We start from the raw sequence: 25,689 nt of genomic DNA on the forward strand, positions 1-25,689 counted from the left end.
CGGTGTACACCGTCGGATCAGGGGCGCAGGGGCGGGAAACCGACCGTGCGCCCCGGCGGCCTGGCGTCGACGGGCGGCCGAGTCCCGGCCGAGCCCCAGGCCCGTACAGGGGTCGGGCCTGGGGAGCCGGCGGGGCCTCGGGGGCGAGTGGTCGCCGGTCTCGGCGAAGGGCAGGTCCGCGCCGGGGCGGGCGTGGCTCGCACGACCGATCGGCGCCAAAAGACGTCGCACGGTGCTGAGTTACCGGCGTGCGGTGCCGCGTGACGACGACGGCCCGCAGCCACTGTCCGCCAGCATCTCCGCCGGAAGCGGGCGGCAGTGCAGGACGTCGAGGCGGCTGACGGCGCGGGTGAGCACCACATAGAGCCGGTGCAGGCCGCGCGGCTCGGCGCCGACGATCGCGGCGGGTTCCACCGCGACGACATGGTCGTATTCGAGGCCCTTGGCGAGCGCGGCGGGCAGGACGGACACCCGCGACGCACCGCCCGCGAGCGCCGGGTCGCCGCCGACACCGCCCGCGAAGCCCTCGATGCCGGCCGCGGCCAGCGCCTCGCGCAGCGCGGGCACCTGCGCCTCGTCCGCGATGACGCCCACCGATCCCTCCCGGGTCAGTGCGGCCCGTACCGCCTCGACCGTCGCCGCTGCCAGATCTCGCACCTCGCGGACCGCCAACTCCCCGTCCGTCCGCATCGAAAGCCCCGGCGGTACGTCGACGTCCAGCGCCCCGAGCAGCCGGTTCGCCAGCTCCACGATCACCGCGGGGACGCGGAACCCCTTGGTCAGCGGGACGACGGCGGCCGTGACCTTGCCGAGGTGGGCGAGGAGTTCGGGCCAACTGCGGGCCGCCCACGGTGTGGTGCCCTGCGCGAGGTCGCCCAGTACCGTCACCGAGCCGAAGTCGACGCGGCGGGCGATGGCCCGGCACTGCATCGGGGACAGGTCCTGCGCCTCGTCGACGACGACATGGCCATAGCCCGCCGGGCGTTCGACGAGACCCGCGACCTCGTCGATCAGCACCAGGTCGGCGGCGGACCACTTCGCGCTCTTGAAGGACCGCGGCGGCTTCGCCCAGCGGATCGCCCGCCGCTCGTCCTCGGTCAGGCCCGGATCGTCGGCGGCGGTGAGCACCTCGGCCACGATCTCCTCCGGCCGGACCGTGGGCCACACCGAGTCGACGAACGCGGATACCGGCCTGGCCCGGCCCATCCTGCGCAGCCACTCGTTGTCGGGCGGACCCGCACGCCGCTCGGCCTGGAGCTGCAGGACGCGTACGGCGCGGGTGCGCACGCGCTCGCGGCCGACGGCGTACGGGGGCGCCTCGGTCAGCACCTCGTCGACGATCCGCTCCAGCTCGTCGAGGGGGACGCGCCAGGTGTACGAGCCGTTGGGGACGGCGAGCGATGCGGTGGGGGCCGACACCCGGCCGTAGAGCGCGCGGTGCAGCACGGCCGCCATCGGGGCACCGTGCTTGACGGCCGCCGCCGCCGGGGTGTCCAGGGCGCGCACCGGGTGGCGGGCCAGTTCGTCGTCGACCGTGGACTGCCTGACGCCGCCTTCGCCGAGTGCGGGCAGCACCTCGGCGATGTAGGAGAGGAAGGTGCGGTTGGGGCCGAGGATCAGCAGGCCACTGCGGACCAGTCGCTGCGGATGGGTGTAGAGCAGGTACGCGGCGCGGTGCAGGCCGACCGCGGTCTTGCCGGTGCCGGGGGCGCCCTGCACACAGACGGACCGGGTCAGCTCCGCCCGTACGAGCGTGTCCTGTTCGGGCTGGATGGTGGCGGCGATGTCGCGCATCGGGCCGACGCGGGGGCGCTCGATCTCCCCGGCCAGGATGTGGCTGACCGCGGCGGGGCCCTGGGCCGCGGAGACCAGCGGCTCGTCCTCCAGGCCGGTCAGGTCCTCGGACGCGCCCTTGCTCCAGGGCGCCCAGCCGAAGCGGCGGCGGACCGCGACGCCCTGCGGGTCATGGGCGCTCGCCTGGTAGAAGGCGCGGGAGACGGGTGCGCGCCAGTCGATGACCAGGGGCGGCTCGGCGGGGTGCTCGCTGATGCGGCGGCGCCCGATGTGGTGGCTGCGGCCGTCGGCCAGGTCGAGGCGGCCGAAGAAGAGCGGGCTCTCGGGCTCCTCCCCCAACTGCTTGGCGTAGCCGCGCAGATGGAATCCGAGCGACTCGGCGTCCGCTCCGGACGCGGAGACGTCCTCGCCGGTGACGACCTGTGCGTCGGCGCCTTCGACCATGCGGGTCAGGGCGGCGCGGCAGGTGTCGTGGAAGGTCCGTTCCCGGTTGAGCTCATGGTCGAGTGACGTCATCCGCCCAAGATAACGTAACCGAGTAACGAATTTAACCGCAGATCTATATCCGGGTGAGCGGTCGGCGCCGGAGGAGTGGCCGGCTCGGAAGCGCCGGCTCAGAAGTGGGCGGCCAGTCCCGTCCGCAGCTGCCCGAACGCCAGGTCAGCCGCCGCCACCGCCCCCGGCAGGACGGCGTCCGCATCCTCCCCCGCCTCGATCCGCCGCCAGTTCTCCTCGGCGAGGATCCGCTGCACCGCGACGATCTGCCCGGCCGCGAGCCGCGCCCCGAGCCGGTCGGGCCCGCCGAGGGCGGCGGTCAGCGCCTCCTCGGAGCGGGTCACGTACGCGAGCAGCCTGGCCACCAGGCTCGGCGTCCCGTACAGCAGCCGGTGGAAGGCGAGCACCGCCGGTTCGTCGCTGAGCCCGCTCACCGGGTCGCGCCGTTCGAGGCCCGCCAAGAAGTGCCGGTGCAGCGCGTCCAGCGGCGAGAGGCCGGCCGGCCGGCCGGACACCACTCGCGCCGCCTCGTCCTCGTGATCGGCGAACCGGTGCAGCGCCAGGTCCTCCTTGGCCGGGAAGTAGCGGAAGAGGGTCGGCTTGGAGATCTCGGCGGCGGCGGCCACCTCCGCGACGGAGACCTTGTCGAAGCCCTTGGCCAGGAAGAGGCCGATCGCGGCGTCGGAGATCGCCCGGTACGTCCGCTGCTTCTTGCGCTCGCGCAGCCCCATGCCGCCGCCACTGCCGCCCGTTCCACCGCTCATGGTCCAGAAGCGTACGGGGAGCCCTTGACCTCAACCATCCTTGATGTCTGAGACTCCTCGTACGGGCGACAACGAGCGGGGAGTGGACATCATGCGTGCGATTCAGGTGACGGAGTTCGGCGGTCCGGAGGTCCTGGTGGAGACCGAGCTGCCCGACCCGGTGGCCGGGCCCGGCGAAGTGGTCGTCGGGGTGGCCGTGGTGGACACCATCTTCCTGGAGACGCAGATCCGCGAGAGCTGGGGCCCGCGGTTCGGCATCACCCCGCCGTACGTGCCGGGCGGCGCGGCGGCCGGCATCGTGCTCTCCGTCGGCGAGGGCGTGGACCCGTCGTGGACGGGGCGCCGGGTGGTGGCGGGGCCGGGAATCCAGGGGTCGTACGCCGAACAGCTCGTCGCCCCCGTCGACCGGCTCACCCCCGTCCCGGACGGCCTCGGCCTGCGCGAGGCCGCCGCGCTCGCCCACGACGGGGTCACCGGCACCGGCATCACACAGGCGGCGCGGATCCGGCCCGGCGAGCGGGTGCTCATCCTGGGGGCGTCGGGCGGCATGGGCACCCTGCTGGTGCAGCTGGCGCACGCGGCGGGGGCGCGGGTCGTCGGAGCCGCGCGGGGCGAGCGGAAGCTGGATCTCGTACGGGAGTTGGGCGCCGACGCCGTCGTCGACTACTCCCAGGACGGCTGGGTCGACCGGGCGCGCGAAGCGCTCGGCGGGGCGGGCGCGGACGTGGTGCTCGACGGCGTGGGCGGCGAACTGGGCCTGGCCGCCTTCGGGTTGACCGCCGACGGCGGGCGGGTCTCGGCGCACGGGGCGCCCAGCGGCGGCTTCTCCCCCATCGACGCGGCGGAGGCGCGGCGCCGGGGGATCACGCTGCGGGGCATCGCCGAGGTGCAGTTCGAGGCGGACGCCGTCACGCGGCTGATGTCCGTGGCGCTCGCGGAGGCGGCGGCGGGACGGCTGCGGCCGGTCATCGCCGAGACGTTCCCGCTGGCGCGGGCGGCGGACGCGCACCGGGCGATCGAAGCCAGGTCCGTGGTCGGCAAGGCGCTGCTCACGGTGGGCTGAGCGCCCGGGGCGGGGGGGCGCAGGGCCCCTGCCGGGATGGCCGCGCGGGCCCGCTCACCGGGGGTGGCCGGGCGGGCCGCTCGCCCAGGATGGCCGGGCGGACCGCTCGGCCCTCAGGCGCCGCTCGCCCGGGATGGCCGGGCGGACCGCTCGCCCCTCAGGCGCCGCTCGCCCAGGATGGCCATGCGGGCGGTCGGGGGCCCAATAGAGAGTCCGGACCGGACAGTCTATTGGGCCCCCCGCGTGGCTCCCCCAGGTCCCTGCCACGGCTCCACGTAGTCGCCCAGCGGCAGCGCCAGCGCGAGGTAGGGGTTCCTCATCCGGTCGCCGCGGAGTCCGAGCGACCCCGTCGCCGCCTGCAGTGTCATCGAGTACGAGGCCACCGCCCTGCGCACATTCGGCGCCTCCAGGCTCTCCCCGGTGAGCAGGCGGTCGAGGTCGACATAGGCAGACCGGACCGACTCGATCCACCGGTAGATGTCCGCGTCACGCGTGACACCCTCGACGTAATCGGCGCCGCGCCTGCCCAGCTCCCGCTTCCACCGCTCGACCATGCGCCGCCGGATCTCCGGCCGGTGCGGGGTCAGATGCAGATGGCGCACCAAGTCGTACAGCGGGTCGCCCACCATTGCCATCTCCCAGTCGATGATGATCAGTTCGCCGGTGCCCGCGCCCCGCACCAGGTTCCACGGGTTCAGATCGCCGTGCAGGAGAACCGGTTTGCGTGGGGTGACGGCGTGCCTGGCCAGGATCTCCTTCAGCCGTTGCGCGCCGGGCAGCCCCAGAACCCTGGCCAATTGGAGCGATTCCTTCGGCAGGCTCCCGACCATCTCCACCAGACGGTCGCTCAGCCACGGGTAGAAGCCGCTGTGGCCCATCGTCGGATCGAGCGCCGCCGCGTCCAGGTCGACGAGCGCGCCGAGCTGGTCGACGAGATCGTCCGCTTCCAGCGGCAGCAGCCCGTGCACCGGGTGATTCGGGGGCCGCAGCCCACCCGCGGGGCCTTCGTAGGAGTGCACCGCGAACCCGTCGGACAGTTCGCTCACCCCCATCGCGAGGACCCTCGGCGCCCGCACCGCGCCGCCCAGCCCCTCCACGGCCCGCAGGACAACATGCTCGTCGAGGAAGCACGGCTCCCTGCGATTTCCGCCGCCGAGCTTGCGGCGCACCACGACCGTCGAACGGTCCTTGCCCACCTGCACCACGGTGTTGAGGTGGCCCGTCCCCTTGAAGACCCGCTCGGCCGATGCGGCGCCCTCCGCGGCCAGCGCCTCGGCCACCGCGCGGTCGGGGAGTCGGCCACCGGCCGACAGCTCGCCGTCCAGCGTCCAGAATCTGACCGGCCAGGCATGCGGAGCCTCGGCCGAACGGCCGCCGTGCGCCGCGTGCCAACGGTAGAGGATCCTCTTGATCTCCTGCCGGCCCGGCACACCGGCCAGCCTCAACGGCCTTCGCGCCGCGTGCAGTGCGCACCGCACCGACGCCGTCGCCGCATCCAGTCCCACCGGCTTTTCCCCGTCCCCCAGCGACCGGGCAGCGCGCATCACGTCCGGGTAGACGGACTGCGCGCGCTCGAAGTCCAGGTAGTGCCGCAGGTCGGAGGCCAGACCGTTGGCCCCTTCCGGCCGGATCCGGGACATCTCCCGGTGCCAGGCCTGCTCCACCTCCTGCTGCTGGGAGGGCGGATACTGCATCCGCACCAGGTGCGTGGCGAGATCGTGCAGCGGATCACCGTAGGTGGCCAGTTCCCAGTCGACGCAGACCAGGGGCGGGGTGCCGCCGTACGTGACGATCAGGTTGTCGCGGTGCAGATCGGTGTGCAGGAGGCTGAACGGGCGGCGGACCATGGTCGGCACCCGCTCGGCGAAGCCCGCCATCGCGTCGTCATGGACGCCGAGCGCAGCGAACAGCCCACCGAATTCAGCCCAGTTGGGCTGGCGTACCTGCTCGTCGGTGAGCCGTGCGAGCCTGCGCAGGAAGTCCCGGCTGTGCCCGTCGCGGGGCCAGTCCGACGGCAGCTTCGGCAGGTCTTCGCGACGTATGGCGACCAGCTTGGTGAGCAGCCCCGCCAGGGCCCGGATCAACCGCGGGTCGACCGGTTCGCCGTTCTGGCAGACGCTGGACAGCGGCACCCCCTCCACATAACTATGCACAGCGGTGCCCTGCCGCTTGGCCAGGCACTCGGGCACATGGGGCAGCGCTCCGTGGACCGCGCCGAGGATCTCCGACTCGTCGTGCCAGGTCCGGACGACGACCGGCAGCACTTCCGGGGCGCGCAGACGCACCGTGACGGACACACCGGGCTCGCGCTTCACCAGACGTGCCATGGCTTCCGTCAGCGGGACCCGGAAGTTGCGGTTGTGGTACCCGCGGGTCATCTCGCCGTGGCGGACGGCCTCGGACACAAAGTCGTTGTACACCTCGTGAGCGGTGGGATTCGATGCGTGGAACACGGCCGTAGGGGGACTGCCCACGGGTCGCTCCTGGATGGTTGCGCGGGGCCATCAAAGGTGATGCGCACAGAGTAGTCACCAACCGAAGTGTTTCTCGCGGCAGTTGGGCTTCCCTTAGGCCCATGCGAGTGACGTTTTCCCGATCGTGTCGTGGTGTTCGATCGTGTACGCCGTCAGGTGCTGAGCAGGTCCCAGTGCGACGCGAACCACGCCCGGGCGGCGTCGACGAAGAGGGAACCCTGCGATTCGACCTCTTGGTCCTTCACGTAATCGAATGGCTAAAGGTGACCCAGGGGGCGACCATGATGGGCTTGTTCGTTCTATTGGGCGCGCTCTTCGTCGCGAGGCTGGAGCAGTTCGTGCAGTGGCGGTACGGCGTCCCGGGGGCCGTCGCCCTGGCGCTGCTGGCCGTGGGGTTCAAAGCACGTAACGCCAACTGCACGGCCCTGGGCGCCGTCATCCTCGTACTGCCGATGGTGCAGGCCTGAAAAGCCGGACCAGCACCGGACACCGGCCGGGCCCCCGCACGGCCCGGCCGGAGCGATCACGTCCGCGCGGCGCTCCGCACGAGGTCGAGCACCTGCTCCAGGTCCTCCACGACCACCTCCGCACCCGCCGCACGCAGCCGCTCCCGGCGCCCCTCGTCGCGTGCGTAGCCGAGGAACGGTACGTCCGCCCGCTGCGCGGCGTGCAGGTCCGACGGTGTGTCACCGATCATCAGTGCCTCGGACGGCCGGGCGCCGAGGCCGGTCAGCGCCCGGTTCAGACAGTCCGGGTCGGGCTTCAGCAGGCTCAGGTCGGTGGTGCGGCCGTAGATGTGCGGGAGGAAACACTCCGCAAGGCCGCGGCCGGTCAGGTACTGCCGCGCGACCTGCGGGGAGTTGTTCGTGGTGATCGCCAGCCGACTGCCGACCACCGCCCGCCAAGTGCGGATCAGCGGATCGGCCCACGGGGTGGGCCGGGCGGTGGCCGCGGCCCGCAGCTCCTCGCGGGTGAGCTCCTCTTCCAGCGCCACGACCAGGCCGTCGCCCGCGCTGCTCCGGCCCACCGCCCGCAGGACGGCATGCGGGTCGTCCGAGGCCAGCTCGTCCTTGGTCAGCAGCACATGCCTGCCGCGTTCCTCCAGCCAGTCGATCAGGCTGGCGGCGACCTTGTGCGCCTGATGGCCCGCGAAGAGCCGGCAGATGGGGCCGTCGAAGTCGAACAGAACGTAGTCAGCAGCCGTGATCAAGCCTTTGAGATTCCCGAGCACCGGTGCCACCTGTTCGGTGTGAGTCGCGTCAGAAGTCACGAAGCCGTCCGCCAATAGAAGCAGTGGGTCCACATACGTACGTGCAGCAGGGCAGGCAGGCACGACGTTCCCTCTTTCGGAGGCCCTGTAACCCTGCGACACGAGAGAGGGGGCGCGCCTGCTGTTCCATCCTCCCTCCTGGATCCGCCGCACGAACGGTTCCGCGCACTGTTGCCGGACCGGCCGGCGGCGCGGCTTCCCTGAGCCGGCGCCACTCGGAGCGCGGGAGCCCGCCCCACGTGGCTCTACGTCAGGATCAGCTCCGAGGAAATGGTGGTCCACAGCGCGTCGAACCAGGTCTGCGACTGGTTCACGAAGGTGGCGTCCCGCGCCTCTTCGCCCGCACTGAAGGAGAACAGCAGCGACCGCAGCCCGAGGGTGTCGTACATCTCCGTGGGCACGTCGTTGATCTCCTCCTCCCGCTTGGTGATCATGTAGTACCCGAACAGCGCCTCCGAGTCGTTCAGGAGATACAGCTTCACCGGCGGCGTGAAGGGGAGCGCCCTGAAGGTGACCTTGACGTCAATACCGTGCGAGCGGCGCAGCGCGAGGAGGTTGTGGCGCAGCACCTGACCCTGCGAATTGCGCTGGGCCAGCCAGCGCTGGTGCACCGGGCTGTCGTCCTTCGGCTCCTCGACGGAGATGGGGAAGGCCAGCGAGATGCCCCGGCCGGGCAGCAGGATGCGTACCTCCACGGTCTCGGGCCTGATCCGGCCCTCGTGGATCAGACGCAGCGGCTCGCCGAGCGCGAGCGTCAGTGACTCCGAGGTGAGACTGAGGGCGTCGATGCAGACGTGCGGGGCCGCGAAGGCGGTGGTGATGCGCGGTGCCAGGCTGACCATGGTCGCCTGTGCCCCCTGGGGGGCGGAGGGTGCGCTCGTCGGCGCGTCGGCGATACGGGCCGGCGCTCCCCGCGTGACATCGGTGAGCAGCCCCTCCTCCTGAAGGACCCGCAGCGCCTGGCGTATCGCGCCCCGCTCGACCCCGAAGTCCTCGGCCAGCCGGGACTGGGTCGGCATGTGGTCCCCGGCCCTGAGGTCACCCTTGCGGATCCGCTCGCGCAGGCTGGCCGCCACTTCCCGGTACGAAAGCTTCCTGCCGTTCACTGCGATGTTCTCCTGAGTCACACATCGACGCTACAACTCTTCACCATCTAGCGTGAGTTGTTTGGAAGTTGTTTATTGATCGCGACCAAGTGGGACAATCTTGGCAAGAGTTGGCACCAACTGACCGCACTTGGCGCGGTGCCCTCCATCTACCCACCCGCATCGAAGGAGGAACCAGGATGCCCGCACTCCTGCTCATCACCGCCGTTGTCGTGGTGGGGTTCGAGAAGTTGGCAGAGTGGCGTTACGGCCCCCTCTGCGCCGTCGGCGCCCTGCTGATCGCCATCGGCGTCAGGGCCAAGAGCCCCGCCTGCGTAGGCGTCGGGGTCACCGTCATCGCCATGCAACTGACCGCCCCTGCGCTCTGACCGCCCCCGGACCGCCATCGCCACGGCGCCCGGAGCCGCGGTCAGTCGGCCAGCGTCAGCTCCGAACTGATCGTGCCCCAAATCGCGTTGAACCAGAGCTGCGACTGCTCGACGAACGTCGTGTCCCGCTGCCGCTGCCCCTCGCCACTGTGCGTGAACGAGAAGAGCATCGACTGCGTGCCCTGGGTGTCGTACATCTCCAACGACTCGTGGTCGATCTCCTCCTGCTGCCTGCTGATCATGTAGTACGCCAGCAACGCCTCGGAGCCGTTCAGGAGGTAGAGCTCGACCGGCGGGGTGAACGGCAGCGCCCGGAAGGAAACCCGCACGTCAATGCCGTGCGAGCGGCGCAGTGCGAGGAGGTTGTGGCTCAGCACCTGCCCCTGCGCGTTGCGCTGCGTCAGCCACCGCCGCTGCGGCCGGGTGTCACCACCGTCCGCCACCAGGGTGGGGAAGGCGAGATCGATGTCGCGGCTCGGCAGCAGGACGCGTACGTCGACCTTGGCCGGTTTGATACCCCCGCTGTGGACCAGCCTGAGCGGCTCCCCGAGGGCCAGGGTCAGCGACACCGAGGTGAGACACAGGGCGTCGATCCGCACGTGCGGGGCGGTGAAGGCCACGGAGATGCGCGGCGCCAGGGCGACCATCGTCGTCTGCGGCCGCGCTTCCCGGGGGGTGAGCGCGACGGGGGCGGTCTCGGCCACGATCGCGGGAGAGCCTTTGGTCACGTTGGTGAGCAGGTCTTCCTCCTGGAGGGCCCGCAGCGCCAGCCGGACGGCGCCCCGCTCCACACCGAACTCGTCGGCCAGCCGCGCCTGCGTCGGCATGCGGTCGCCGGGCCGCAGGTGCCCGGTCCTGATCCGGGCCCGCAGCTCCTCGGCCACCTCCTGGTGGGACCGCTTCCGCCCGTTCACGGAGAGCCTGCTGTGCTCACACACCAACACTACAACTTCTTGCCATCTAACGGGAGTTGCGTGCTGGGTGGTTATTTCACAGCCCAAGTAGGGGACAACTCACTTACAGTTGGCGGCCAACTTGAACAACATGGCGGGAGTACGCGACAGCCATCAGGGGTTGGCGGATCAGCTGCCAAGTGGGACCGACTCAGGGAGGGACCCGTAATGCCGCTCATCGCCATCCTCCTCGCAGCACTCTTCTTCGTGATCGAAGAGCTCATCCAGGGCCAGTTCGGCATCATGGGCCTGGCCGCCGTCGCCCTGTTGTCCATCGGCGTCAAGGCGAAGAACACCGCCTGCCTGAGCGTGGGCGCCATCGTCCTCGTCCTGCTCCTCCAACCGGTCATCGGCTGAAGGAGAGCATCAGGGGGGAGGCGGTCGTCAGAAGACGTCCGGGCACCAAGGGCGCCTGGGGGTACGAAACAGGGCGTCGGCAACGGCGGCGGCGCCCACGGACCCCTCCGCCACGCGGCCCAGCGCCAGCAGCCGCACCGCGGATTCCCCACCCAGGTACAGCGCGCCCAACTCCCGTACGTCCAGAGCCAGATCAGCCGAATCGCTCGACGGCGCACAGACCGCGCCATCCGGTGAGGCGGCCAGCCGAAAACGCCCACCGGCCAGGCCCGCCGCGTCATGCACCTCCAGCACCAGCGAGGCGGGCACCGCATACGTACGAGCCTCCAGGGCCCGTACGACGTCCAGCAGCCGCACCCAGAGGAAATCGGCCTGAGTGACGATCCTGGCAGCCCGGGGATCCGGGAGCAGGAGGGGAAGCAGATCGTCGCTCGCGCGAAGGCCGGACCGGACCGTCGTGATCCAGTCGACCGAGCAGACGAAGTGCCACAGCGCGCGCTCCGCCGCCGGCGTCACCGCGATCATGTCGCGCACGGTCGCCCTGTTGAGCGGCTGCTTGGCGTCGCCCCAGTTGTCGTCCGCCTTGTAGACGATCATCCCTTCGACCTCACCGAGCGCCGAGCGGTACACCGCGTAGTACGGCTCGCTCCACGGCGCGTGGTCCAGCGCGATCTGCCCGGTGCTGATCTGCCACCAGTACGCGTCCCGGCCGATCGCACCGTGCTGCGCGGCCCGGAGCCGTTCGTGCAGTTCGGGACCGAGCTTGCGCGCATCGGCCCCGTCGACCAGGTCGACCCGGCCGCCGTCGTCGGGACCCGACCGGCGGGGATCCAGCCCGGCGCGCGGTACTTCGATCTCCCACTCGGTGGTGGAGGCGGCGGGCCCGTACCCGAACCGCCCGTAGATCGGGTACTCGGCGGCGATCAGCGTCGACAGGACGTCGCCGCGCTCCTTCGCCTCCCGCAGGTCCGCGTCCATCATCCGGCTGAGCAGACCGCGGCGGCGGTGCGTGGGCGACACGGTCACATTGGACACGGCGCTCGCCGGGACCGGGGCCCCGCCGACCGCCGTGAGCTCCTGCGCGAAGGAGCGGAACGTCGCGACACAGCGGCCCTCGTCGAAGGCGCCCCGGATCCGCGTCAGGTCCTTGTGCTCCCGGCCCCGCGCGACGTCCTCCGCCGGGATCACGGGGGACCGCAAGAAACCGGTGGCCAGGGCACGCAGCCAGTCGGGGAACTCGGATTCGGTGATCAGGCGGACGTCTACGCTCATGCGCACACGCTAGGCACGGGCCGCGCGCCCTGTCGCATGATTTTCCGCCGCCCCCGCGCCGCCCCCGCGCCGCCCTGCCGGGCCGGTCAGAACACCGCGCGTATCTCCCCGACCTCGGCGGCGCCGCCGAGCAGCGGAGCGAACCCGATCCGGTCCACCACGGGGCCCTCCACGCCCAGCTGGCGCAGCACCCGGGCCAGCACCGGGCCGAGCGCCCTGGTGGCGCCGTCGTCGATCTTGAAGGCGAGGGCGCGGCCGTCCGGCAGGGCCACCGCCTGGACCGCCTCGGCGCCCATCTTCGACAGCGCGCCGGGCACCTCGCGCATCAGCCAGGTGTCGGGGCGGCGGGTACCCGCGACGTACTCGGGGTGGGCGCGCATGGCGTCCGCGACCCGGCGCTCCGCCGTGCCGGGCTCGGCGAGGACGAAGTGGCGGAAGGCGCGGGCGAGGCCGGTGAGGCTGATCGCCATCAGGGGGGCGCCACAGCCGTCCGTGCCGACCACCGGCACGCTCTCGCCGCTCGCCTCCTCGACCACGGACAGGACGAGCCGCTGGAGGGGGTGGGCCGGGTCCAGGTAGGACTGCCGGTCCCAGCCGTTGAGGTCGCAGACGGCCAGCATCGCGGCGTGCTTGCCCGAGCAGTTCATGGTGATGCGCTCACGCACCCCGCCGGCGGCGAGATAGGCCTCCGCCTCCACCGGGTCGAGCGGCAGGTCCGGCGGGGTCTGCAGGTCCGTCTCCGCGAGCCCGGCCTCCGCCAGCATCTTGCGTACGAGATCGAGGTGGAAGCGCTCCCCGGAGTGGCTCGCCGACGCCAGCGCCAGCCGCTGCCCCGACAGGTCGAGCCCGGCCCGCAGCACCGCCGCGGCCTGCATCGGCTTGTTGCTGGAGCGCGGGAAGACCGGGGCGGACGGGTCGCCGACCGCGGTGTCCACACTGCCGTCCGCCGCCAGCACGACGAGCGATCCCCGGTGGTGGCCCTCGACGAAACCGGAACGTATGACTTCGGCGAGGACCGGGGATATGGCGGTGGTGCTGGAGGACATCGTCGGCCTTCCGGAGATCCGAGGGGGACGAGCCGCCTCCCTCGGGCCGGGTCACGGCCTCAGGTCAGCAGATCGTCCACTTGAGCTTCGCCATCACGGTACCTGCGGGCGATCTCCGCGCTGCAATCGTCGGCCGTCCGCTGGAGGCGGTGCCGGCGGCTGGAGACCCGCTGCTCGTAGCGGACCAGGCGCCCCATCGCCGCGTGCAGCTCTTCGTCCGTCCGGGCGTCGAGGTCGGAGAGTTCGACCTCGGCCAGCATCTCGGCGGCGAGCAGCCGGTACTCCTCGCTGTGCGGCGTGGACAGCGTGACGTGCCGGGCGGAGGACCGGTGCAGCGACGGGGCGTCCGCGAGGATCTCGGAGAGCCGGTCGACGACCGGCGAGTCGGGGCCCGTACGCCGGGACAGCTCGGCCCGCAGAATGTCGATCCGCCCGTGCAGCAGACGCCGTACGTAACTGAGGTCCGCCTCGTCGCGCTGCGAATCGCGGCGCAGCTCGCGCAGCGCGGGCAGCCGGAGCACAGGCAGGTCCCGCGGATCGCGTTCCGCGACGGCACCGGCCACACCGCCGTCGGCCCGCTGGGCGGGTGGCCGTACGGAGGCAGCGGCAGAGATCGGGTGAATCAGCGGCAGATGTGCGGGGCCGGGCGGGTGCCCGGCGCCTGGTGTGCTCATGGATTTCCGTCCCCTCGGACCGGTGCGGCGCGCACCGCCTGCGAGCATCGTGCCACTCATGGCCACGGCTACGCAGGCGCTCTGCCCCCGTTCGGCCCCCGATAGGTTGGTCCGCATGCGTGCAGTGGTGCAGAGAGTCGACGGCGCGAGCGTCGTCGTGGCGGGCGAAAAAATCGGCGAGATCGTCGGCGAGGGACTGTGTGTGCTGGTGGGAGTGACCCATGGGGACACAACGGACAAGGCGGCACAGCTCGCCCGTAAGCTGTGGTCGGTTCGCATCCTTGCGGGCGAGAAGTCCTGCTCCGACGTGAATGCGCCACTTCTGGTCATTTCACAGTTCACTCTCTACGGGGACGCCCGCAAGGGTCGCCGCCCCACCTGGAACGCCGCGGCGCCCGGCGAAGTGGCCGAACCACTGGTCGACGAGGTGGTGACGCGGCTGCGGGCGCTGGGCGCGCACGTGGAGACGGGCCGGTTCGGAGCGGACATGCGTGTCTCGCTCACGAACGACGGCCCGTTCACGGTGTTCCTGGAGGTCTGAAGGCGCCTCGGGCCCCCGGATGCCGCTACGGCTCTACGACGACCTCCTGGGCGGCGGCGGTCGTCCCGACCATCAGCTCGGCGTCCAGCGGCACATTGCGCTTGATCAGCGCCAGCGCGATCGGGCCCAGCTCGTGGTGGCGGGCCGAGGTGGTGATGAAGCCGAGCTGGCGGCCCTCCTCGCCGTCCGAGGCGAGCCGCACCGGGGTCCCGTGGCCCGGCAGCAGCACCTCGCTGCCGTCGAGGTGCAGGAAGACCAGGCGGCGCGGCGGCTTCCCCAGGTTCTGGACGCGGGCGACCGTCTCCTGGCCCCGGTAGCAGCCCTTCTGGAGGTGCACGGCGCTGCCGATCCAGCCCAGCTCGTGCGGGATGGTGCGGTGGTCGGTCTCGAAGCCGAGGCGGGGCCGGTGGGCCTCGACGCGCAGCGCCTCGTAACCGAGCATGCCGACCGCGGGGCCGTGCGCGGCGGCGTACGACTCCAGGTCTGCGCGCGGCAGGAACAGGTCGCGGCCCTGCGGCGTCTCCCGCACGGCCGCCCCGTCGGGCACCTCGGCGATCGAGCCGGCCGGGAGGTACACGACGGCGAAGTCGTCGGTGCGGTCGGCGGCCTCGACGCGGTAGAAGAACTTCATCGACTCCAGGTACGCGAGCAGGTCGCCCTGCGTCCCGGGCTCGACGTGGATCCAGGTCGTCGCGCCGTCGTCGACGAGGTAGAGCGCGTGCTCGACGTGGCCGTTCGCGGTGAGGACCAGCGCCTCGGTGGCCCGGCCGACCGGAAGTTCGCTGACGTGCTGGGTGATCAGCAGGTGCAGCCAGCTCAGCCGGTCGTCGCCGGTGACGGCGATGACACCGCGGTGCGAGAGGTCGACGAAGCCGGAGCCGTCGGCGAGAGCGCGCTGCTCACGGAAAAGGTCACCGTAGTGCGCGGCGACACCTTCGTCACGCCCTTCGGCGGGGACGGCGCCGGGCAGGGACAGCAGAGGGCTCTTCATGTCCGCAAGCCTACGACTTGGCGGCTGATCCTTCGGAGGTCGCCTCCGCGGCGCACTTCGCACAGCTGCCGAAGATGGCGAAATGCTTCATGTCCGTGGTGAATCCGAAGGTCTCGCGCAGCTTCGCGGTGAACTCGGCGGCGATCTCGACATCGGCCTCGATCACGCTCGTGCAGTCGCGGCAGACCAGATGGATGTGGTGGTGGCGGTCCGCCAGGTGGTACGTGGGGGCGCCGTGCCCCAGATGCGCGTGACTGACCAGATCCAGCTCCTCCAGGAGCTCAAGGGTCCGGTACACGGTGGAGATGTTGATCCCGGACGCCGTCCGGCGCACCTCGACGAGGATGCCGTCGGGTGTCGCGTGCTCCAGGGCGTCGACAGCTTCGAGAACGAGCTGGCGCTGGGGCGTCAGCCGGTAGCCGCGCTGCCGCAGGTCGGTTTTCCAGTCGGTGCTCACCACACGCCCAGTGTAGGCAGTGGGGCAAGCACCTGACCGTACGTTCGTCCGTCGCTTGTCCGGCCTACTTGAAGAACGCGATGCCGTCGTCGGGCAGGTCCTTGAGGTCCTTCGCCCACTCGCTCGGGTCGACGACCTTCTTCAGGTGCGCCGACATGTACGGCCGGAGCTCGACATCGGGGGTGGCCTTCTCGCCGACCCACATCAGATCGCTCTTCACATAGCCGTAGAGACGCTTGCCACCGGTGTACGGGCCGGAGGCCGCGGTGCGGGCCACGGCGTCGGTGACCAGGTCGATCTGCGGCTTCTGGGCGGCCAGCTCGCCGTACCAGATCTCGACGACGCCCTGGTCACGGATCATGACGACCTCGACCTTGCGGTCCTTGTCGACGCGCCAGTAACCGGACTCGCTCTCCAGGGGCCTGACCTTCTTGCCCTCGTTGTCGAGCACCCAGGTGTGCGAGACGTACTCCAGGAAGTCCCGGCCGTCGTGGGTGAAGGTCACTTCCTGGCCGAAGTTGCACTTCTCGGCACCGGGGAAGTCGGCGACGCCCGCGCCCTCCCAGTTTCCGAGGAGGAAGAAGAGGGGGACAAGGTCCGGGTGAAGGTCGGACGGGATCTCGATCATGAGCTGCTCAGGCGATCTGTGAGGAGACGGGGTGGGCCGGGCTGGGTCAGCGCTGGCCCTGGTAGAGCTTCTTCACGGCCAGGCCGGTGAAGGCCAGGACACCGACGCAGACCAGCACCAGCAGGGCTTCGAAGAAAATCGTCAGCACGGGGTTGCTCCTTGCACGAACGGTGGGCAGTACGGGGCCGGGCACCAGCTTAGTCGGCCCGCGCCCGGCGCTCTCTGTGAGGTCGCCCCGGCCGCGGATTACAGTTCGGGCATGGCGAAGAAGCTCGTGATCAAGGTGACCGCCGGGGCCGATGCCCCGGAGCGCTGCTCGCAGGCCTTCACGGTGGCGGCGGTCGCCGTGGCCAGTGGGGTGGAGGTCTCGCTCTGGCTGACCGGGGAATCGGCGTGGTTCGCGCTGCCCGGACGGGCCGCGGAGTTCGAACTGCCGCACGCGGCGCCGCTGCCCGAGCTGATCGACTCGATCCTGGGGGCGGGGCTGGTCACCCTGTGCACGCAGTGCGCGGCCCGCCGGGACATCGGCGAGAAGGACGTGATCGAGGGCGTGCGGATCGCGGGGGCCCAGGTCTTCGTCAGCGAGATCATGGCGGACGGTGCGCAGGCGCTCGTGTACTGAGTCACCGCCCTCCCCCATTCGGGCTCCCGGTGCCGGCCCTGGGGGTCATGACGGGTCGCCGGGGACCTCCGCCAGCATGTCGTGGATGACGGGCAGCGCGGACGAGCCGCCGGTGATCCCGCCCTCGACGACGCAGGCGATGACGACATTGCCGCGGTGCGCGACCAGCCAGCCGTTGTTGGGGGCCTCCTCGGAGACCTCGGCGGTACCGGTCTTCGCGCCGATGTCGCCGGGCAGGTCCGCCAGGCCCCGGGCGGTGCCCGAGGTCACGGTGGCGCGCATCATCGTGCGCAGTTGGCCGACCACGTTGCCGGGGAGCGCCGTGGTGGTCGTCGTGTCCTTGGTCCCGCTGGTGATCGTGGGCTGGTGGAACGTGCCGGAGACGGCGGTCGCGGTGACGGACGCCATGGTCAGCGGGTTGCCCAGCACCCGGCCCTGCCCGATCATCGACGCGGCCTTCTCGGTCTCGTCCCGCGGCGCCGGAACCGACCCGTCGAACGACGGTATGCCGACGTGCCACCGCTGGCCGATGCCGAAGTACTTGCCCGCGACCTCGCCCATCTCCTCCTCGCCGAGCTTGCCGCGCAGGCTGATGAACGCGGTGTTGCACGACTCGGCGAAGTCCTTGAGGAAGGTGGCGCCGCGGTGTTCGGAGGTCTCGACGTTGTGGAACCGCTTGCCCACGGTGAGGTACTTGGGGCAGTCCACGACGTCCTCGGGCGCGACGGCGCCCTTGAGTAGCAGCGCGCCCGTGGTGACGAGCTTCCAGGTGGAGCCGGGCGCGTAGGTGCCGGAGACCGCCCGGTTGAACCCCGCGGACGGGGAGTTGGCCAGGGCCAGGATCTGCCCGTTGTCGACCCGCAGGGCGACCACCGCGGCGTCCTTGCCGTCGGCCCCGGCGGTCAGGGCCTTCTCGGCGGCGGCCTGCCAGCCGGAGTCGATGGTGGTGCGTACGGGTCCCTCGACGGGCTGGGCGGACTTCTTGCCGAAGTCGGCTTCGGTGCCGCTGACCTCGCCGGTGTCCCGGTCGACCCGTTGGATCGCCCCCCGCGGACCGCCCCCCGCGCCCCCGGCGAGCCGGGTGACGACCGGCCCCAGGGAAGGGGTCGCGGCGCCCGAGAGCGGGGCGCCCTCCCGGTCGGTGACCGCACGGGCTTCGGCGGCCTCCTCGCGCTCCAGGCGGAACTTCTCGGTGCTGCTCAGCTTCGGGTGGACCAGGGACAGGTCCCACTCCACCTTCCAGCTGCCGTCCTGCTGCTTGCGCAGCGGCAGCTTCGACGCGTAGGTCCAGGTGCCCAGGCCCTCGACGGGCATCCTGGCGGTGAAGGGGACCGTGACGGCGCCGTCCTCGTCCACCGTGGCCGCCGCCGGGGTCAGGGCCGGTCTGCCGATGTCGAGCCCGGCGGTGAAATTGCGCAGCACCTCCGCCGCCCGCTCGGGGCTGGTGGTGCGTGCCCCGGCCCCCGGCAGCCGGCCGCCGGCCCAGTCCGCCAGGAACGCGCGGGCCTGAGTCGTGGCCGCGGGGTCGGGAGCCTCCGCCGCGTCGGCGAAGGGGCCGAGCCCGGCGGCGTACGCCCCGCCTGCCGCGAGGCCCAGGACGACGGCCACCGCTGCGGCCGAGCGGGCCGCCCCGCGTGGCTTGCGGCGCCCGGTGGAGGCGTGTCCGGCTGTGGAATATCCGGCTTCGGACATCGGAGTCCCCCTGTGTTCGCTGCGTTCGTATGCGCTGGACCCGGGTGCGCCCGTCATCGCTGGGCCGCGAAGAAGTCGACGATGGTGTCGGCGGCGTTCAGAGCGGTGCTGATCCGGCCGAAGCCCTTGGGCGGGGTGATCGTCGAGCCCGGCCAGGTGTGGCCCGCGCCGTGCATGACGAGGAGCTCGACGGCGGCGCCGGCGGGCCCGGGGCCCCACACCGTGCGGTCGTAGCCCGCTGCGGACTTCGTCACCGGACCGCGCGCCCCTCCCGCGTCGGCGAACGCCGCCACGCTGTCACGGGCCGACATGGTCGGCGTGATCGGCTCCTCCCCGGCAGGCGCCGGGCCGGGCCGGAGCAGACCCCCCAGGGGGCGTACGGGGTCCTTCTCCCCGTAGATGATCATCACTGGCACCGCTCCGGTGGGCCTGACCACCGCGCGACCGGCGGGCAGCTGGCCCGAGACGGCGGCGGCTCCGGCGATCAGGCCGGGCCGCTGGGCCGCCACCCGCAACGCCATCGCGCCCCCGTTGGAGAACCCGGCGGCGTACACCCGCTCGGGGTCCGCCCGCCCGGCCCGCACCAGCTCGCCGACCAGCGCCTCGGCGAAGCGCACATCGGCATCCGGGTCCGGGCGCTCCTTCGTGGCCGCGCTGCCCGCGCCCCACGCGTCGCGAAGGCCCTCGGGGTACGCGACGAGCATGCCGCGCGCCGCGGCCGCCTTCTCCAGGCGGCTCACCCCACGCAGCTCCTCGGCGTCCGAGCCACGTCCGTGGAAGGCGACGACGAGCGGCCTGGGACCGGCGCCCCCGGCGGGGCGGTGCAGCAGGTACTCCCGGGTGCCGCCGTCCACCCGCAGCCACTCCCGTGAGTCGGCGGCGGCGGCCGGGCGGCCGGCGTCCCGCGAGGCGCCGGGCGAGGCGCCGGGCGAGGCCGAAGCCGGTGGGCCGGACGGTTCGGCCGCCCCGGTGCAGCCGACCGGGCCGGCGACGAGAAGGACGCCAAGCAGCAGGGCGCCGTGGCGGGAGCGCGTGGATCCGGTGCGGCCTCGACGGCGATCGCGCCACGACGTAGGAAGCAAGGTCATGACCCGAGAAAAACAGGGCGGTTTGCCCGATGTCCAAGTCCGATATCGTTCTCGGATTGATCAATTCAAGATATCGTTGCTGGCTGTGGACCTGATGCGGCACTTGGAGTGCTTTGTGGCTGTTGCAGAAGAGTCACACTTCGGCCGCGCCGCACAGCGCCTCGGCATGGCCCAGCCACCCCTTTCGCAGCGCATCCAGCGCCTGGAGCGCGAGCTGGGGGTGCGGCTCTTCGAGCGCACCAGCCGACACGTGACGATCACCAAGGCCGGCACCCTGCTCCTGGACGAGGCCCGTGAACTGCTGATCCGCTCGGACGCCCTGATGGCCGCCGCCCGCCGCATCCGGGACGGCGATGTCGGGCTGCTGCGCGCCGCCCTCCCGCCGGACATCGCGGGCGAGAGCGTCGCCGCGATCCTGGCGGACTTCCGGCAGCGCCATGCCGGAGTGGAGCTGGAGCTGCGTGAGCTGTCCACCGCGCAGCAGCTGGCCCAGTTCGCCTCGCACGACCTGGACGTGGGGCTCATCCACCACCCGTGCGACGTGTCCGGCCTGGAACTGGGACCCGTCCTGCGCCGCGAGGTGGGCGTGCTGCTGCCGCGCGCTGCCCCGGCGGCGGCGCTCGACGAGGTGCCGCTCGCCGCCCTCGGCGGCTACGACCTGATCCTCTTCCACCGCGTCGGAGCCCCCGCGCTGCACGACGACGTACTGACCACCTGCGCCCGCAACGGCTACACGCCCGCCGCCGTCCGGCACGGCCAGGCGCCAGCTTCATCCGCGGCCTGATCCTCTCGGCGAACGCCGTCGCCTTCAGCCCCAGGGACGTCCACGCCACGGACACCGCCGACCGGGACCCGGACCTCGTGTGGCGCCCCCTCGTCGGCGCCCCGCTGGCCTGGCGCCACTCCGTGGCCTGGCCCAAGGGCCGCAGCGACACCGCGGTCGGCGCCTTCGCCGAAGCGGCCACGCGCGCGCTGCGGAGCAGTGACGCGCTGAGCGCCGACCCGCCCGCGCACCCGCTCCACCTGCGCCCGGCGGCGGAGTACTGGCTGTGACCACTGCCCTCGCCCGCATCCGGGCCGCCTTCGACGGCGCCGGCGTCACCGGCCGGCTGCACGCCGTCGACATCGACTCCGGCGCGGAGATCAGCTTCGGCGGGGACCAGCCCGTCGTCACGGCCAGCGTGCACAAGCTCTGCCTGCTCGTGACGCTCCACCAGCACGCCGCCGAAGGGCGCCTGGACCTCACGGAGCAGACGGAGTGCGCGCCGGCCGGCCGCACGTCCGGCCCCACCGGGCTTGGCGCCATGCTCGACCCCGTCCGGATGTCACTGCGCGACGCGGCCTATCTGATGATGGCGGTCAGCGACAACGGCGCCGCCGACGTCCTGCTGGCACGCGTCGGCCTGGACGCCGTCAACGACACGACGGCCGGCCTCGGCCTGACCCACACGTACGCCGTGCACACCTTCGGGGAGTTCCTCGCCACCATCAAGGAGGACGCGGGCCCCGGCGGCGCGCAGGCGCTGGCCGACCCGTACGTCATCGCCCGCCTGCGGGCACTGGACCCCGCCCGCACCAACCGTTCCACCGCACGCGACATGACCCGTCTGCTCGGCTCCGTGTGGCGCGACGAGGCCTGCCCGCCCGAGCACGGGGCGGCGCTGCGCCGACTCCTCGGCCTGCAGGTGTGGCCCCACCGCATGGCGTCCGGCTTCCCCTTCGACGACATCCACGTCGCGGGCAAGACCGGCAGCCTGCCGACCGTACGCAACGAGGTGGGCGTCATCGAATACCCGGACGGGGGCCGCTACGCCGTCGCCGTCTTCACCCGCGCCGCGAGCACCGCGGCCAACCTGCCGCGGGCGGACGCCGTCATCGGCACCACAGCGGCCATCGCCGTCGACGCGCTGCGCGGCGGATCGTAGGGGCGGGGGCCGGGGGCCGCCACTCCCGCGCTCGGCCCGGGGGCCGCTACTCGTGCGGGTGCTTCTTGCCGTCCAGCTCGGACCACCAGTCGTCGGACTTCGGATCGCCGGACGGGTCGTCCCACCAGCGGTCGTCGGGCCCCCGGCGGTTCGCGAACATCGCCGCGACCGGCGGGATCACCATGGCGACGACGCACATCCCGACGGCCACCGGCATGGACCACAGACGCACGAAGGACCAGGCGGAGACGAAAAGGACGATGCATCCGCCCATGAGCAGAAAATAGCCGCGACGGCGCCGCGTATACATACCCCCAGCGTACGACCAGCCGGCCCGTGCGGCTCCCGACTGACCGGTGAACCGGCTCCGGACAGACCGATGGGCCGCACCCCGTTCCAGTGGCGTCCAACCCCCTGGGGTGCGGCCCTACGGCCGGTGAAGAAGCGGGCTCAGACCGCGATCGCGACCTCGGAGAGCCCACCGGTCTGCGCGACGACCGTGCGGTCGGCCGTGCCGCCCGGGACCAGGGCGCGCAGCGTCCAGGTGCCCTCGGCGGCGTAGAAGCGGAACTGTCCGGTCGCCGAGGTCGGGACCTCCGCGGTGAACTCGCCGGTCGAGTCCAGCAGGCGCACGTAACCGGTGACGGGCTCGCCGTCGCGGGTCACGTTGCCCTGGATCGTCGTCTCACCGGGCTTGATCGTCGAAGCGTCGGGGCCACCGGCCTGTGCTCCACACATGTTGAACCGTCCTTCAAGTCGTCTGGTCGTAGGCAGCAGTTGAGTCGGCGGCCTGATTACTTGTTGGCGCCGAGCTCGATCGGCACGCCCACCAGGGAGCCGTACTCGGTCCACGAACCGTCGTAGTTCTTGACGTTCTTCTGGCCGAGCAGCTCGTGCAGCACGAACCAGGTGAGCGCGGAGCGCTCACCGATGCGGCAGTAGGCGATGGTGTCCTTCGCCAGATCGACCTGCTCGTCCTCGTAGAGCGCCTTGAGCTCTTCGTCCGACTTGAAGGTGCCGTCGTCGTTGGCGTTCTTCGACCACGGGATGTTGCGGGCGCTCGGCACGTGGCCGGGGCGCTGCGACTGCTCCTGCGGCAGGTGCGCCGGGGCGAGCAGCTTGCCGCTGAACTCGTCGGGCGAGCGCACGTCGACCAGGTTCTGGTTGCCGATCGCCGCGGCCACGTCGTCGCGGAAGGCGCGGATCGACTTGTCCTGGGGCTGGGCCTTGTACGAGGTGGCGGTGCGCTCGGGCACGGTGTCCACCAGGTCGCGGGAGTCGAGCTCCCACTTCTTGCGGCCGCCGTCGAGGAGACGGACGTCGCTGTGGCCGTAGAGCTTGAAGTACCAGAAGGCGTACGAGGCGAACCAGTTGTTGTTGCCGCCGTAGAGAACGACCGTCGTGTCGTTGCCGATGCCCTTCTCCGACAGGAGCTTCTCGAAGCCGGCCTGGTCGATGAAGTCGCGGCGTACCGGGTCCTGGAGGTCCTTGGTCCAGTCGATCCGGATGGCGTTGCGGATGTGGTTCTTCTCGTACGCGGAGGTGTCCTCGTCGACCTCGACGATGGCCACCTTCGGGTCCTCGATGTGGGCCTCGACCCAGTCTGCGTCTACCAGGACGTCGCTGCGGCTCATGCTGTTCTCCTCCGGGGCAGGATGCGGGGGTTATGCGCGAGGGGGGTGTGCCGGCCGCTGTGGATACGCGGGCGGTACCGGCGTTCGGCGGCACGGGGTGGCCTGACTTCGACTGCGATCGAGTCGGGAAGGGCCGGGCGGAGGCGGGTGCGGGACCCGCTCAGAGAGTTCGACAGAGCATGGCGGAAACGCGGCACAGGTCCACTGCCCGCCGCTTCGTGAGGTCCGCCTGTCGCTCCTGCATGGGACCGATCGTAGGGACGTTACGTCCGCCATGTCACCGACGTGTCATATCGTGAGACGAGATCGTCCGAATATTGGGATGCGAGTCGGCCGGAGGTGCTCGGCGCCCCTCCCCGGACGCACGACGTCCGCCCCTCTCCTGAGGGGCGGACGTCCATGTCTCACGATCCGGCCGGAGGCCGTGCGGGTCGCTCAGCCGGCGAGCTCCACGTCCGTTCCCGTGACGGAGATCTCCGCGCCGCCCTCGCGCGCCTCGATCTTTTCGAGCTTCAGCCCGTCCGGCAGCCCGCCGATCTGCCGGTCGAAGTCGGTCCTCTTACGAATCAGGCCCTCCAGGCCGGGGATGCCCTCACCCGGAACCTCGTCCGCCCGCACCCGGATCGTGTTGCCGTCGACCATGCTCACGGTGGAGAGCACGCTGCGCGTGACCGTACGGCCGAGGATGCCGATGGAGCCGGTCACCTTCACCTTGCCGTTGCCGCCGTAGGAGACACGCACGCCCTCCTCGGACGCCCGGGTCAGGTCCGCGTACGAGACGGTGGCCGTGCCGGTGGCACGGGCCGCCTTCGCGCTGGTGAAGCCGGTGAGGCTGCCCTGCAGCTTCACGTCGTGCAGTTCCGCGGCGAGCTCGCCGACCCGGACCTTGCGTCCTGCCGCGCTCGCCTCGACGTCCTTGAGCGTGACGTCGACCTGGTCGAGCCGCTTGGCCGCGACCTGGGTCAGAAAGGGAAAACCCTTGATCGAGACTTCGGCTCCCCCGCCGAGCCCCTGCTGGTTCTGGACCCGGTCGGCCACTTCCGACTCGGCCATGTTGACCGCGATGCGGTCCACGGCGACAAAAATGCCGCCGAGGACCACAGCGAAGATCAGCAGTATTCGCAGTGCGCGCATTGCTCTGGGTCCCCCACCTGTATCGCCTGAGTAGTCGTCAAAACGTCGTCAAGCCCCCTGACGACGCGAGCCTACTGCCCGCGATCGGCGGACGATCAGACGATGGCCCGGCCGATCAGATAGACGGCAGGGGCCGCGACGGTCAGCGGCAGGGCCACCCCGGCCGTCATGTGGACGAACCGGGACGGGTAGTCGTAGCTGGCCACCCGCAGGCCGATCAGCGCGCACACCCCGGCCGCGAGCCCGAGCAGCGCCCCCTTGGAGCCGACGTCCGTCAGCTGGCCGGCCGCGATCCCGGCGCCCGCCGCGGCGAGCAGCGACACGATCACCGAGGGAACGGCCCCCAGCGGCACCGCGCGGGCCAGCACCGCCACGGCGACGGCGACGCCGCCGATGGCCACGGCCTCCGGAGCCGCGGCGAGGTGCCCGGCCGCGACCACGGCGAGCGCGGCCGAGGTGACGGTGGCCGTCAGCCCGTACATCCGCTCGTCGGCGGGTGCCCGGTTGCGCAGCTGGAGCACGAGCGTGAGCAGCACCCAGACGCCGAGCGTGCCGATGATCGCGGCGGGCGCGTGCGCCGCGTCGACGGCCAGCAGCGCGATGTCGGCGGTGACGCCGCCCAGGAAGGCGAGCATGATGCCCTGCCTGGCGGGCCACATGCCGTTGAGCCGGAACCAGCCGGCGGCGGTGACGGCCTGCAGCAGCACGAGCGGCACGGCCAGCGCGTACGGGCCGAGCCCGGCGGCGACGGCCATCAGCAGGGCCAGGGCGGCGGTCAGGACGGCGGGCTGCATCCCCGGCGCGATCACCGGCGACCGGCCCTCGGCGCGGGCGCGCTGGGCGTCGGTGACGTGCGTATCACCCATGGTGGTGGGTGAGTTGCAGGTGGCGTCGGTGGCGGGCGGCTCGTACGGCGCGGGGGCCGGGGGCGGCTCGTACGCGGCCTGCGCGGGCTCGTACGCCGCGGGGCCGGGGGCCTCGTGCGGCGGCGGGTGGGCGGCGTTCCGCGGCGGCAGGTACGCGGTGTCGGCGGCGGCCGGAGCGGGCGCCTGCGGCCGGTGCTGCTGCCCGTACGGGTCCGGCTGCGGGTACGGCTGGGCGTACGGCTCCTGCCGGTCCTGCTGCGGCTGGTACTGCTGCTGCGGCTGGACCGGCTGGTACTGGGTGTCCCAGGTCCGCCCCTCCCAGGTCTGGGTGTAGGGCTCCTGCGCGTAGGGAGGCTGCTGCGGGGCGTACGGGGGTTGCTGCTGCCCGTAGGACGGGTCCTGGTGACCGTCGCGCCCCTCGCGCCCCTCCGGCCCCTCTTGACCCTCGTACGGGTAAGGCTGCTGGTTGCTCATG

Annotated in this window: 27 protein-coding genes and 1 pseudogene; 8 read left to right on the top strand and 20 right to left on the bottom strand. The window is 71.7% G+C overall.

What is annotated here, in order from left to right:
• Positions 1–240 precede the first annotated feature (240 nt).
• Both ACLLJJ_RS15985 and ACLLJJ_RS15990 read right to left on the bottom strand, forming a co-directional pair.
• Positions 241–2,310 (bottom strand): HelD family protein, encoded by a 2,070-nt coding sequence (locus tag ACLLJJ_RS15985; protein ID WP_434591522.1) that lies wholly within the window; start codon positions 2,308–2,310, stop codon positions 241–243.
• Between the two features lie 98 nt (positions 2,311–2,408).
• Entirely contained in the window at positions 2,409–3,053 is a 645-nt protein-coding gene (locus ACLLJJ_RS15990; RefSeq protein WP_434591524.1) for a TetR family transcriptional regulator, read from the bottom strand.
• Between the two features lie 43 nt (positions 3,054–3,096).
• On the opposite strand from ACLLJJ_RS15990, the gene ACLLJJ_RS15995 reads away from it, so the two are divergent.
• A complete protein-coding gene (locus ACLLJJ_RS15995) occupies positions 3,097–4,116 on the top strand; it encodes a zinc-binding dehydrogenase (RefSeq protein ID WP_434591527.1) in 1,020 nt (339 codons plus the stop codon).
• 227 nt (positions 4,117–4,343) lie between these two features.
• Here ACLLJJ_RS15995 and ACLLJJ_RS16000 read toward each other — a convergent pair whose 3' ends face one another.
• Positions 4,344–6,590, bottom strand: coding sequence for an aminoglycoside phosphotransferase family protein (locus ACLLJJ_RS16000; RefSeq protein ID WP_434591530.1), 2,247 nt, complete (start codon positions 6,588–6,590; stop codon positions 4,344–4,346).
• A 290-nt stretch (positions 6,591–6,880) separates the two neighbouring features.
• Here ACLLJJ_RS16000 and ACLLJJ_RS16005 point away from each other — a divergent pair, with 290 nt between their 5' ends.
• Positions 6,881–7,057 carry a hypothetical protein gene (locus ACLLJJ_RS16005; protein ID WP_434591533.1) on the top strand — a complete coding sequence of 59 codons (177 nt, stop codon included), beginning with the start codon at positions 6,881–6,883 and terminating at the stop codon, positions 7,055–7,057.
• A 56-nt stretch (positions 7,058–7,113) separates the two neighbouring features.
• Here ACLLJJ_RS16005 and ACLLJJ_RS16010 read toward each other — a convergent pair whose 3' ends face one another.
• On the bottom strand, positions 7,114–7,800 hold the full coding sequence (locus ACLLJJ_RS16010; protein ID WP_434591536.1) for an HAD family hydrolase: 687 nt from the start codon (positions 7,798–7,800) through the stop codon (positions 7,114–7,116).
• Positions 7,801–8,105: 305 nt separating this feature from the next.
• Positions 8,106–8,987: a winged helix-turn-helix domain-containing protein gene (locus ACLLJJ_RS16015; RefSeq protein WP_434591539.1), complete on the bottom strand. Its 882-nt coding sequence runs from the start codon at positions 8,985–8,987 to the stop codon at positions 8,106–8,108.
• A gap of 158 nt (positions 8,988–9,145) precedes the next feature.
• Here ACLLJJ_RS16015 and ACLLJJ_RS16020 point away from each other — a divergent pair, with 158 nt between their 5' ends.
• Entirely contained in the window at positions 9,146–9,334 is a 189-nt protein-coding gene (locus ACLLJJ_RS16020) for a hypothetical protein (protein WP_434591541.1), read from the top strand.
• 41 nt (positions 9,335–9,375) lie between these two features.
• Here the strand turns inward: ACLLJJ_RS16020 and ACLLJJ_RS16025 are convergent, their stop codons facing one another.
• Positions 9,376–10,275 carry a FadR/GntR family transcriptional regulator gene (locus ACLLJJ_RS16025; protein ID WP_434600434.1) on the bottom strand — a complete coding sequence of 300 codons (900 nt, stop codon included), beginning with the start codon at positions 10,273–10,275 and terminating at the stop codon, positions 9,376–9,378.
• Positions 10,276–10,455: 180 nt separating this feature from the next.
• On the opposite strand from ACLLJJ_RS16025, the gene ACLLJJ_RS16030 reads away from it, so the two are divergent.
• Complete coding sequence (locus ACLLJJ_RS16030) at positions 10,456–10,644, top strand: hypothetical protein (protein ID WP_434591544.1); 189 nt, start codon at positions 10,456–10,458, stop codon at positions 10,642–10,644.
• A gap of 27 nt (positions 10,645–10,671) precedes the next feature.
• On the opposite strand, the gene ACLLJJ_RS16035 is transcribed toward ACLLJJ_RS16030, so the two are convergent.
• The 3 genes from ACLLJJ_RS16035 to ACLLJJ_RS16045 all read right to left on the bottom strand — a co-directional run bounded on the left by ACLLJJ_RS16035 (position 10,672) and on the right by ACLLJJ_RS16045 (position 13,636).
• Positions 10,672–11,916: a GNAT family N-acetyltransferase gene (locus ACLLJJ_RS16035; RefSeq protein WP_434591546.1), complete on the bottom strand. Its 1,245-nt coding sequence runs from the start codon at positions 11,914–11,916 to the stop codon at positions 10,672–10,674.
• Positions 11,917–12,002: 86 nt separating this feature from the next.
• Positions 12,003–12,962 (bottom strand): asparaginase, encoded by a 960-nt coding sequence (locus ACLLJJ_RS16040; protein ID WP_434591549.1) that lies wholly within the window; start codon positions 12,960–12,962, stop codon positions 12,003–12,005.
• A 59-nt stretch (positions 12,963–13,021) separates the two neighbouring features.
• On the bottom strand, positions 13,022–13,636 hold the full coding sequence (locus tag ACLLJJ_RS16045; RefSeq protein WP_434591552.1) for an RsiG family protein: 615 nt from the start codon (positions 13,634–13,636) through the stop codon (positions 13,022–13,024).
• Positions 13,637–13,751: 115 nt separating this feature from the next.
• On the opposite strand from ACLLJJ_RS16045, the gene dtd reads away from it, so the two are divergent.
• A complete protein-coding gene (dtd, locus tag ACLLJJ_RS16050; RefSeq protein ID WP_434591554.1) occupies positions 13,752–14,177 on the top strand; it encodes a D-aminoacyl-tRNA deacylase in 426 nt (141 codons plus the stop codon).
• A 25-nt stretch (positions 14,178–14,202) separates the two neighbouring features.
• Here dtd and ACLLJJ_RS16055 read toward each other — a convergent pair whose 3' ends face one another.
• The 3 genes from ACLLJJ_RS16055 to ACLLJJ_RS16065 all read right to left on the bottom strand — a co-directional run bounded on the left by ACLLJJ_RS16055 (position 14,203) and on the right by ACLLJJ_RS16065 (position 16,253).
• The gene (locus ACLLJJ_RS16055) at positions 14,203–15,168 is read right to left on the bottom strand and encodes a YgfZ/GcvT domain-containing protein (protein WP_434591556.1); all 966 of its coding nucleotides are present in this window, start codon (positions 15,166–15,168) and stop codon (positions 14,203–14,205) included.
• Positions 15,169–15,178: 10 nt separating this feature from the next.
• Entirely contained in the window at positions 15,179–15,628 is a 450-nt protein-coding gene (locus ACLLJJ_RS16060) for a Fur family transcriptional regulator (protein WP_434591558.1), read from the bottom strand.
• A 61-nt stretch (positions 15,629–15,689) separates the two neighbouring features.
• Positions 15,690–16,253 carry an FABP family protein gene (locus tag ACLLJJ_RS16065; RefSeq protein ID WP_434591561.1) on the bottom strand — a complete coding sequence of 188 codons (564 nt, stop codon included), beginning with the start codon at positions 16,251–16,253 and terminating at the stop codon, positions 15,690–15,692.
• A 259-nt stretch (positions 16,254–16,512) separates the two neighbouring features.
• Between ACLLJJ_RS16065 and ACLLJJ_RS16070 the strand changes: the two genes are divergently transcribed.
• On the top strand, positions 16,513–16,875 hold the full coding sequence (locus ACLLJJ_RS16070) for a DsrE family protein (RefSeq protein ID WP_434591564.1): 363 nt from the start codon (positions 16,513–16,515) through the stop codon (positions 16,873–16,875).
• Positions 16,876–16,920: 45 nt separating this feature from the next.
• On the opposite strand, the gene ACLLJJ_RS16075 is transcribed toward ACLLJJ_RS16070, so the two are convergent.
• Together ACLLJJ_RS16075 and ACLLJJ_RS16080 are read right to left on the bottom strand one after the other, a co-directional pair.
• Positions 16,921–18,567, bottom strand: coding sequence for a penicillin-binding transpeptidase domain-containing protein (locus tag ACLLJJ_RS16075; protein ID WP_434591566.1), 1,647 nt, complete (start codon positions 18,565–18,567; stop codon positions 16,921–16,923).
• A gap of 53 nt (positions 18,568–18,620) precedes the next feature.
• Complete coding sequence (locus ACLLJJ_RS16080) at positions 18,621–19,655, bottom strand: alpha/beta hydrolase family esterase (RefSeq protein ID WP_434591569.1); 1,035 nt, start codon at positions 19,653–19,655, stop codon at positions 18,621–18,623.
• An 85-nt stretch (positions 19,656–19,740) separates the two neighbouring features.
• Here ACLLJJ_RS16080 and ACLLJJ_RS16085 point away from each other — a divergent pair.
• A pseudogene (locus tag ACLLJJ_RS16085) lies at positions 19,741–20,708 on the top strand (LysR family transcriptional regulator).
• On the top strand, positions 20,705–21,580 hold the full coding sequence (locus ACLLJJ_RS16090; RefSeq protein ID WP_434591572.1) for a serine hydrolase: 876 nt from the start codon (positions 20,705–20,707) through the stop codon (positions 21,578–21,580). The pseudogene ACLLJJ_RS16085 and the gene ACLLJJ_RS16090 overlap by 4 nt, the downstream one beginning before the upstream one ends.
• Positions 21,581–21,626: 46 nt before the next feature.
• On the opposite strand, the gene ACLLJJ_RS16095 is transcribed toward ACLLJJ_RS16090, so the two are convergent.
• The 6 genes from ACLLJJ_RS16095 to ACLLJJ_RS16120 all read right to left on the bottom strand — a co-directional run bounded on the left by ACLLJJ_RS16095 (position 21,627) and on the right by ACLLJJ_RS16120 (position 25,688).
• Positions 21,627–21,890: a DUF3099 domain-containing protein gene (locus tag ACLLJJ_RS16095; RefSeq protein ID WP_434591575.1), complete on the bottom strand. Its 264-nt coding sequence runs from the start codon at positions 21,888–21,890 to the stop codon at positions 21,627–21,629.
• Positions 21,891–22,030: 140 nt separating this feature from the next.
• Complete coding sequence (locus tag ACLLJJ_RS16100) at positions 22,031–22,318, bottom strand: DUF1416 domain-containing protein (RefSeq protein ID WP_283522498.1); 288 nt, start codon at positions 22,316–22,318, stop codon at positions 22,031–22,033.
• A gap of 56 nt (positions 22,319–22,374) precedes the next feature.
• Positions 22,375–23,214: a sulfurtransferase gene (locus ACLLJJ_RS16105; protein WP_434591577.1), complete on the bottom strand. Its 840-nt coding sequence runs from the start codon at positions 23,212–23,214 to the stop codon at positions 22,375–22,377.
• A gap of 160 nt (positions 23,215–23,374) precedes the next feature.
• Complete coding sequence (locus tag ACLLJJ_RS16110; protein ID WP_434600435.1) at positions 23,375–23,458, bottom strand: putative leader peptide; 84 nt, start codon at positions 23,456–23,458, stop codon at positions 23,375–23,377.
• Between the two features lie 191 nt (positions 23,459–23,649).
• Entirely contained in the window at positions 23,650–24,348 is a 699-nt protein-coding gene (locus ACLLJJ_RS16115; protein WP_434591580.1) for an LmeA family phospholipid-binding protein, read from the bottom strand.
• Positions 24,349–24,443: 95 nt separating this feature from the next.
• Entirely contained in the window at positions 24,444–25,688 is a 1,245-nt protein-coding gene (locus ACLLJJ_RS16120; RefSeq protein ID WP_434591582.1) for a hypothetical protein, read from the bottom strand.
• Position 25,689: the final 1 nt, after the last annotated feature.

The organism is Streptomyces sp. A5-4, from assembly GCF_051131715.1.
Classification (GTDB): domain Bacteria; phylum Actinomycetota; class Actinomycetes; order Streptomycetales; family Streptomycetaceae; genus Streptomyces.

Coding starts and splice junctions, on each gene's coding strand:
- ACLLJJ_RS16045 (WP_434591552.1), bottom strand. CDS start 13,636: ATGAGCACACCAGGCGCCGGGCACCCGCCCGGCCCCGCACATCTGCCG.
- ACLLJJ_RS16115 (WP_434591580.1), bottom strand. CDS start 24,348: ATGCGCGCACTGCGAATACTGCTGATCTTCGCTGTGGTCCTCGGCGGC.
- ACLLJJ_RS16075 (WP_434591566.1), bottom strand. CDS start 18,567: ATGTCCGAAGCCGGATATTCCACAGCCGGACACGCCTCCACCGGGCGC.
- ACLLJJ_RS16105 (WP_434591577.1), bottom strand. CDS start 23,214: ATGAGCCGCAGCGACGTCCTGGTAGACGCAGACTGGGTCGAGGCCCAC.
- ACLLJJ_RS15985 (WP_434591522.1), bottom strand. CDS start 2,310: ATGACGTCACTCGACCATGAGCTCAACCGGGAACGGACCTTCCACGAC.
- ACLLJJ_RS16100 (WP_283522498.1), bottom strand. CDS start 22,318: ATGTGTGGAGCACAGGCCGGTGGCCCCGACGCTTCGACGATCAAGCCC.
- ACLLJJ_RS16020 (WP_434591541.1), top strand. CDS start 9,146: ATGCCCGCACTCCTGCTCATCACCGCCGTTGTCGTGGTGGGGTTCGAG.
- ACLLJJ_RS16030 (WP_434591544.1), top strand. CDS start 10,456: ATGCCGCTCATCGCCATCCTCCTCGCAGCACTCTTCTTCGTGATCGAA.
- ACLLJJ_RS15995 (WP_434591527.1), top strand. CDS start 3,097: ATGTCTGAGACTCCTCGTACGGGCGACAACGAGCGGGGAGTGGACATC.
- ACLLJJ_RS16110 (WP_434600435.1), bottom strand. CDS start 23,458: ATGCAGGAGCGACAGGCGGACCTCACGAAGCGGCGGGCAGTGGACCTG.
- ACLLJJ_RS16070 (WP_434591564.1), top strand. CDS start 16,513: ATGGCGAAGAAGCTCGTGATCAAGGTGACCGCCGGGGCCGATGCCCCG.
- ACLLJJ_RS16065 (WP_434591561.1), bottom strand. CDS start 16,253: ATGATCGAGATCCCGTCCGACCTTCACCCGGACCTTGTCCCCCTCTTC.
- ACLLJJ_RS16080 (WP_434591569.1), bottom strand. CDS start 19,655: ATGACCTTGCTTCCTACGTCGTGGCGCGATCGCCGTCGAGGCCGCACC.
- ACLLJJ_RS16040 (WP_434591549.1), bottom strand. CDS start 12,962: ATGTCCTCCAGCACCACCGCCATATCCCCGGTCCTCGCCGAAGTCATA.
- ACLLJJ_RS15990 (WP_434591524.1), bottom strand. CDS start 3,053: ATGAGCGGTGGAACGGGCGGCAGTGGCGGCGGCATGGGGCTGCGCGAG.
- ACLLJJ_RS16035 (WP_434591546.1), bottom strand. CDS start 11,916: ATGAGCGTAGACGTCCGCCTGATCACCGAATCCGAGTTCCCCGACTGG.
- dtd (WP_434591554.1), top strand. CDS start 13,752: ATGCGTGCAGTGGTGCAGAGAGTCGACGGCGCGAGCGTCGTCGTGGCG.
- ACLLJJ_RS16120 (WP_434591582.1), bottom strand. CDS start 25,688: ATGAGCAACCAGCAGCCTTACCCGTACGAGGGTCAAGAGGGGCCGGAG.
- ACLLJJ_RS16055 (WP_434591556.1), bottom strand. CDS start 15,168: ATGAAGAGCCCTCTGCTGTCCCTGCCCGGCGCCGTCCCCGCCGAAGGG.
- ACLLJJ_RS16095 (WP_434591575.1), bottom strand. CDS start 21,890: ATGTATACGCGGCGCCGTCGCGGCTATTTTCTGCTCATGGGCGGATGC.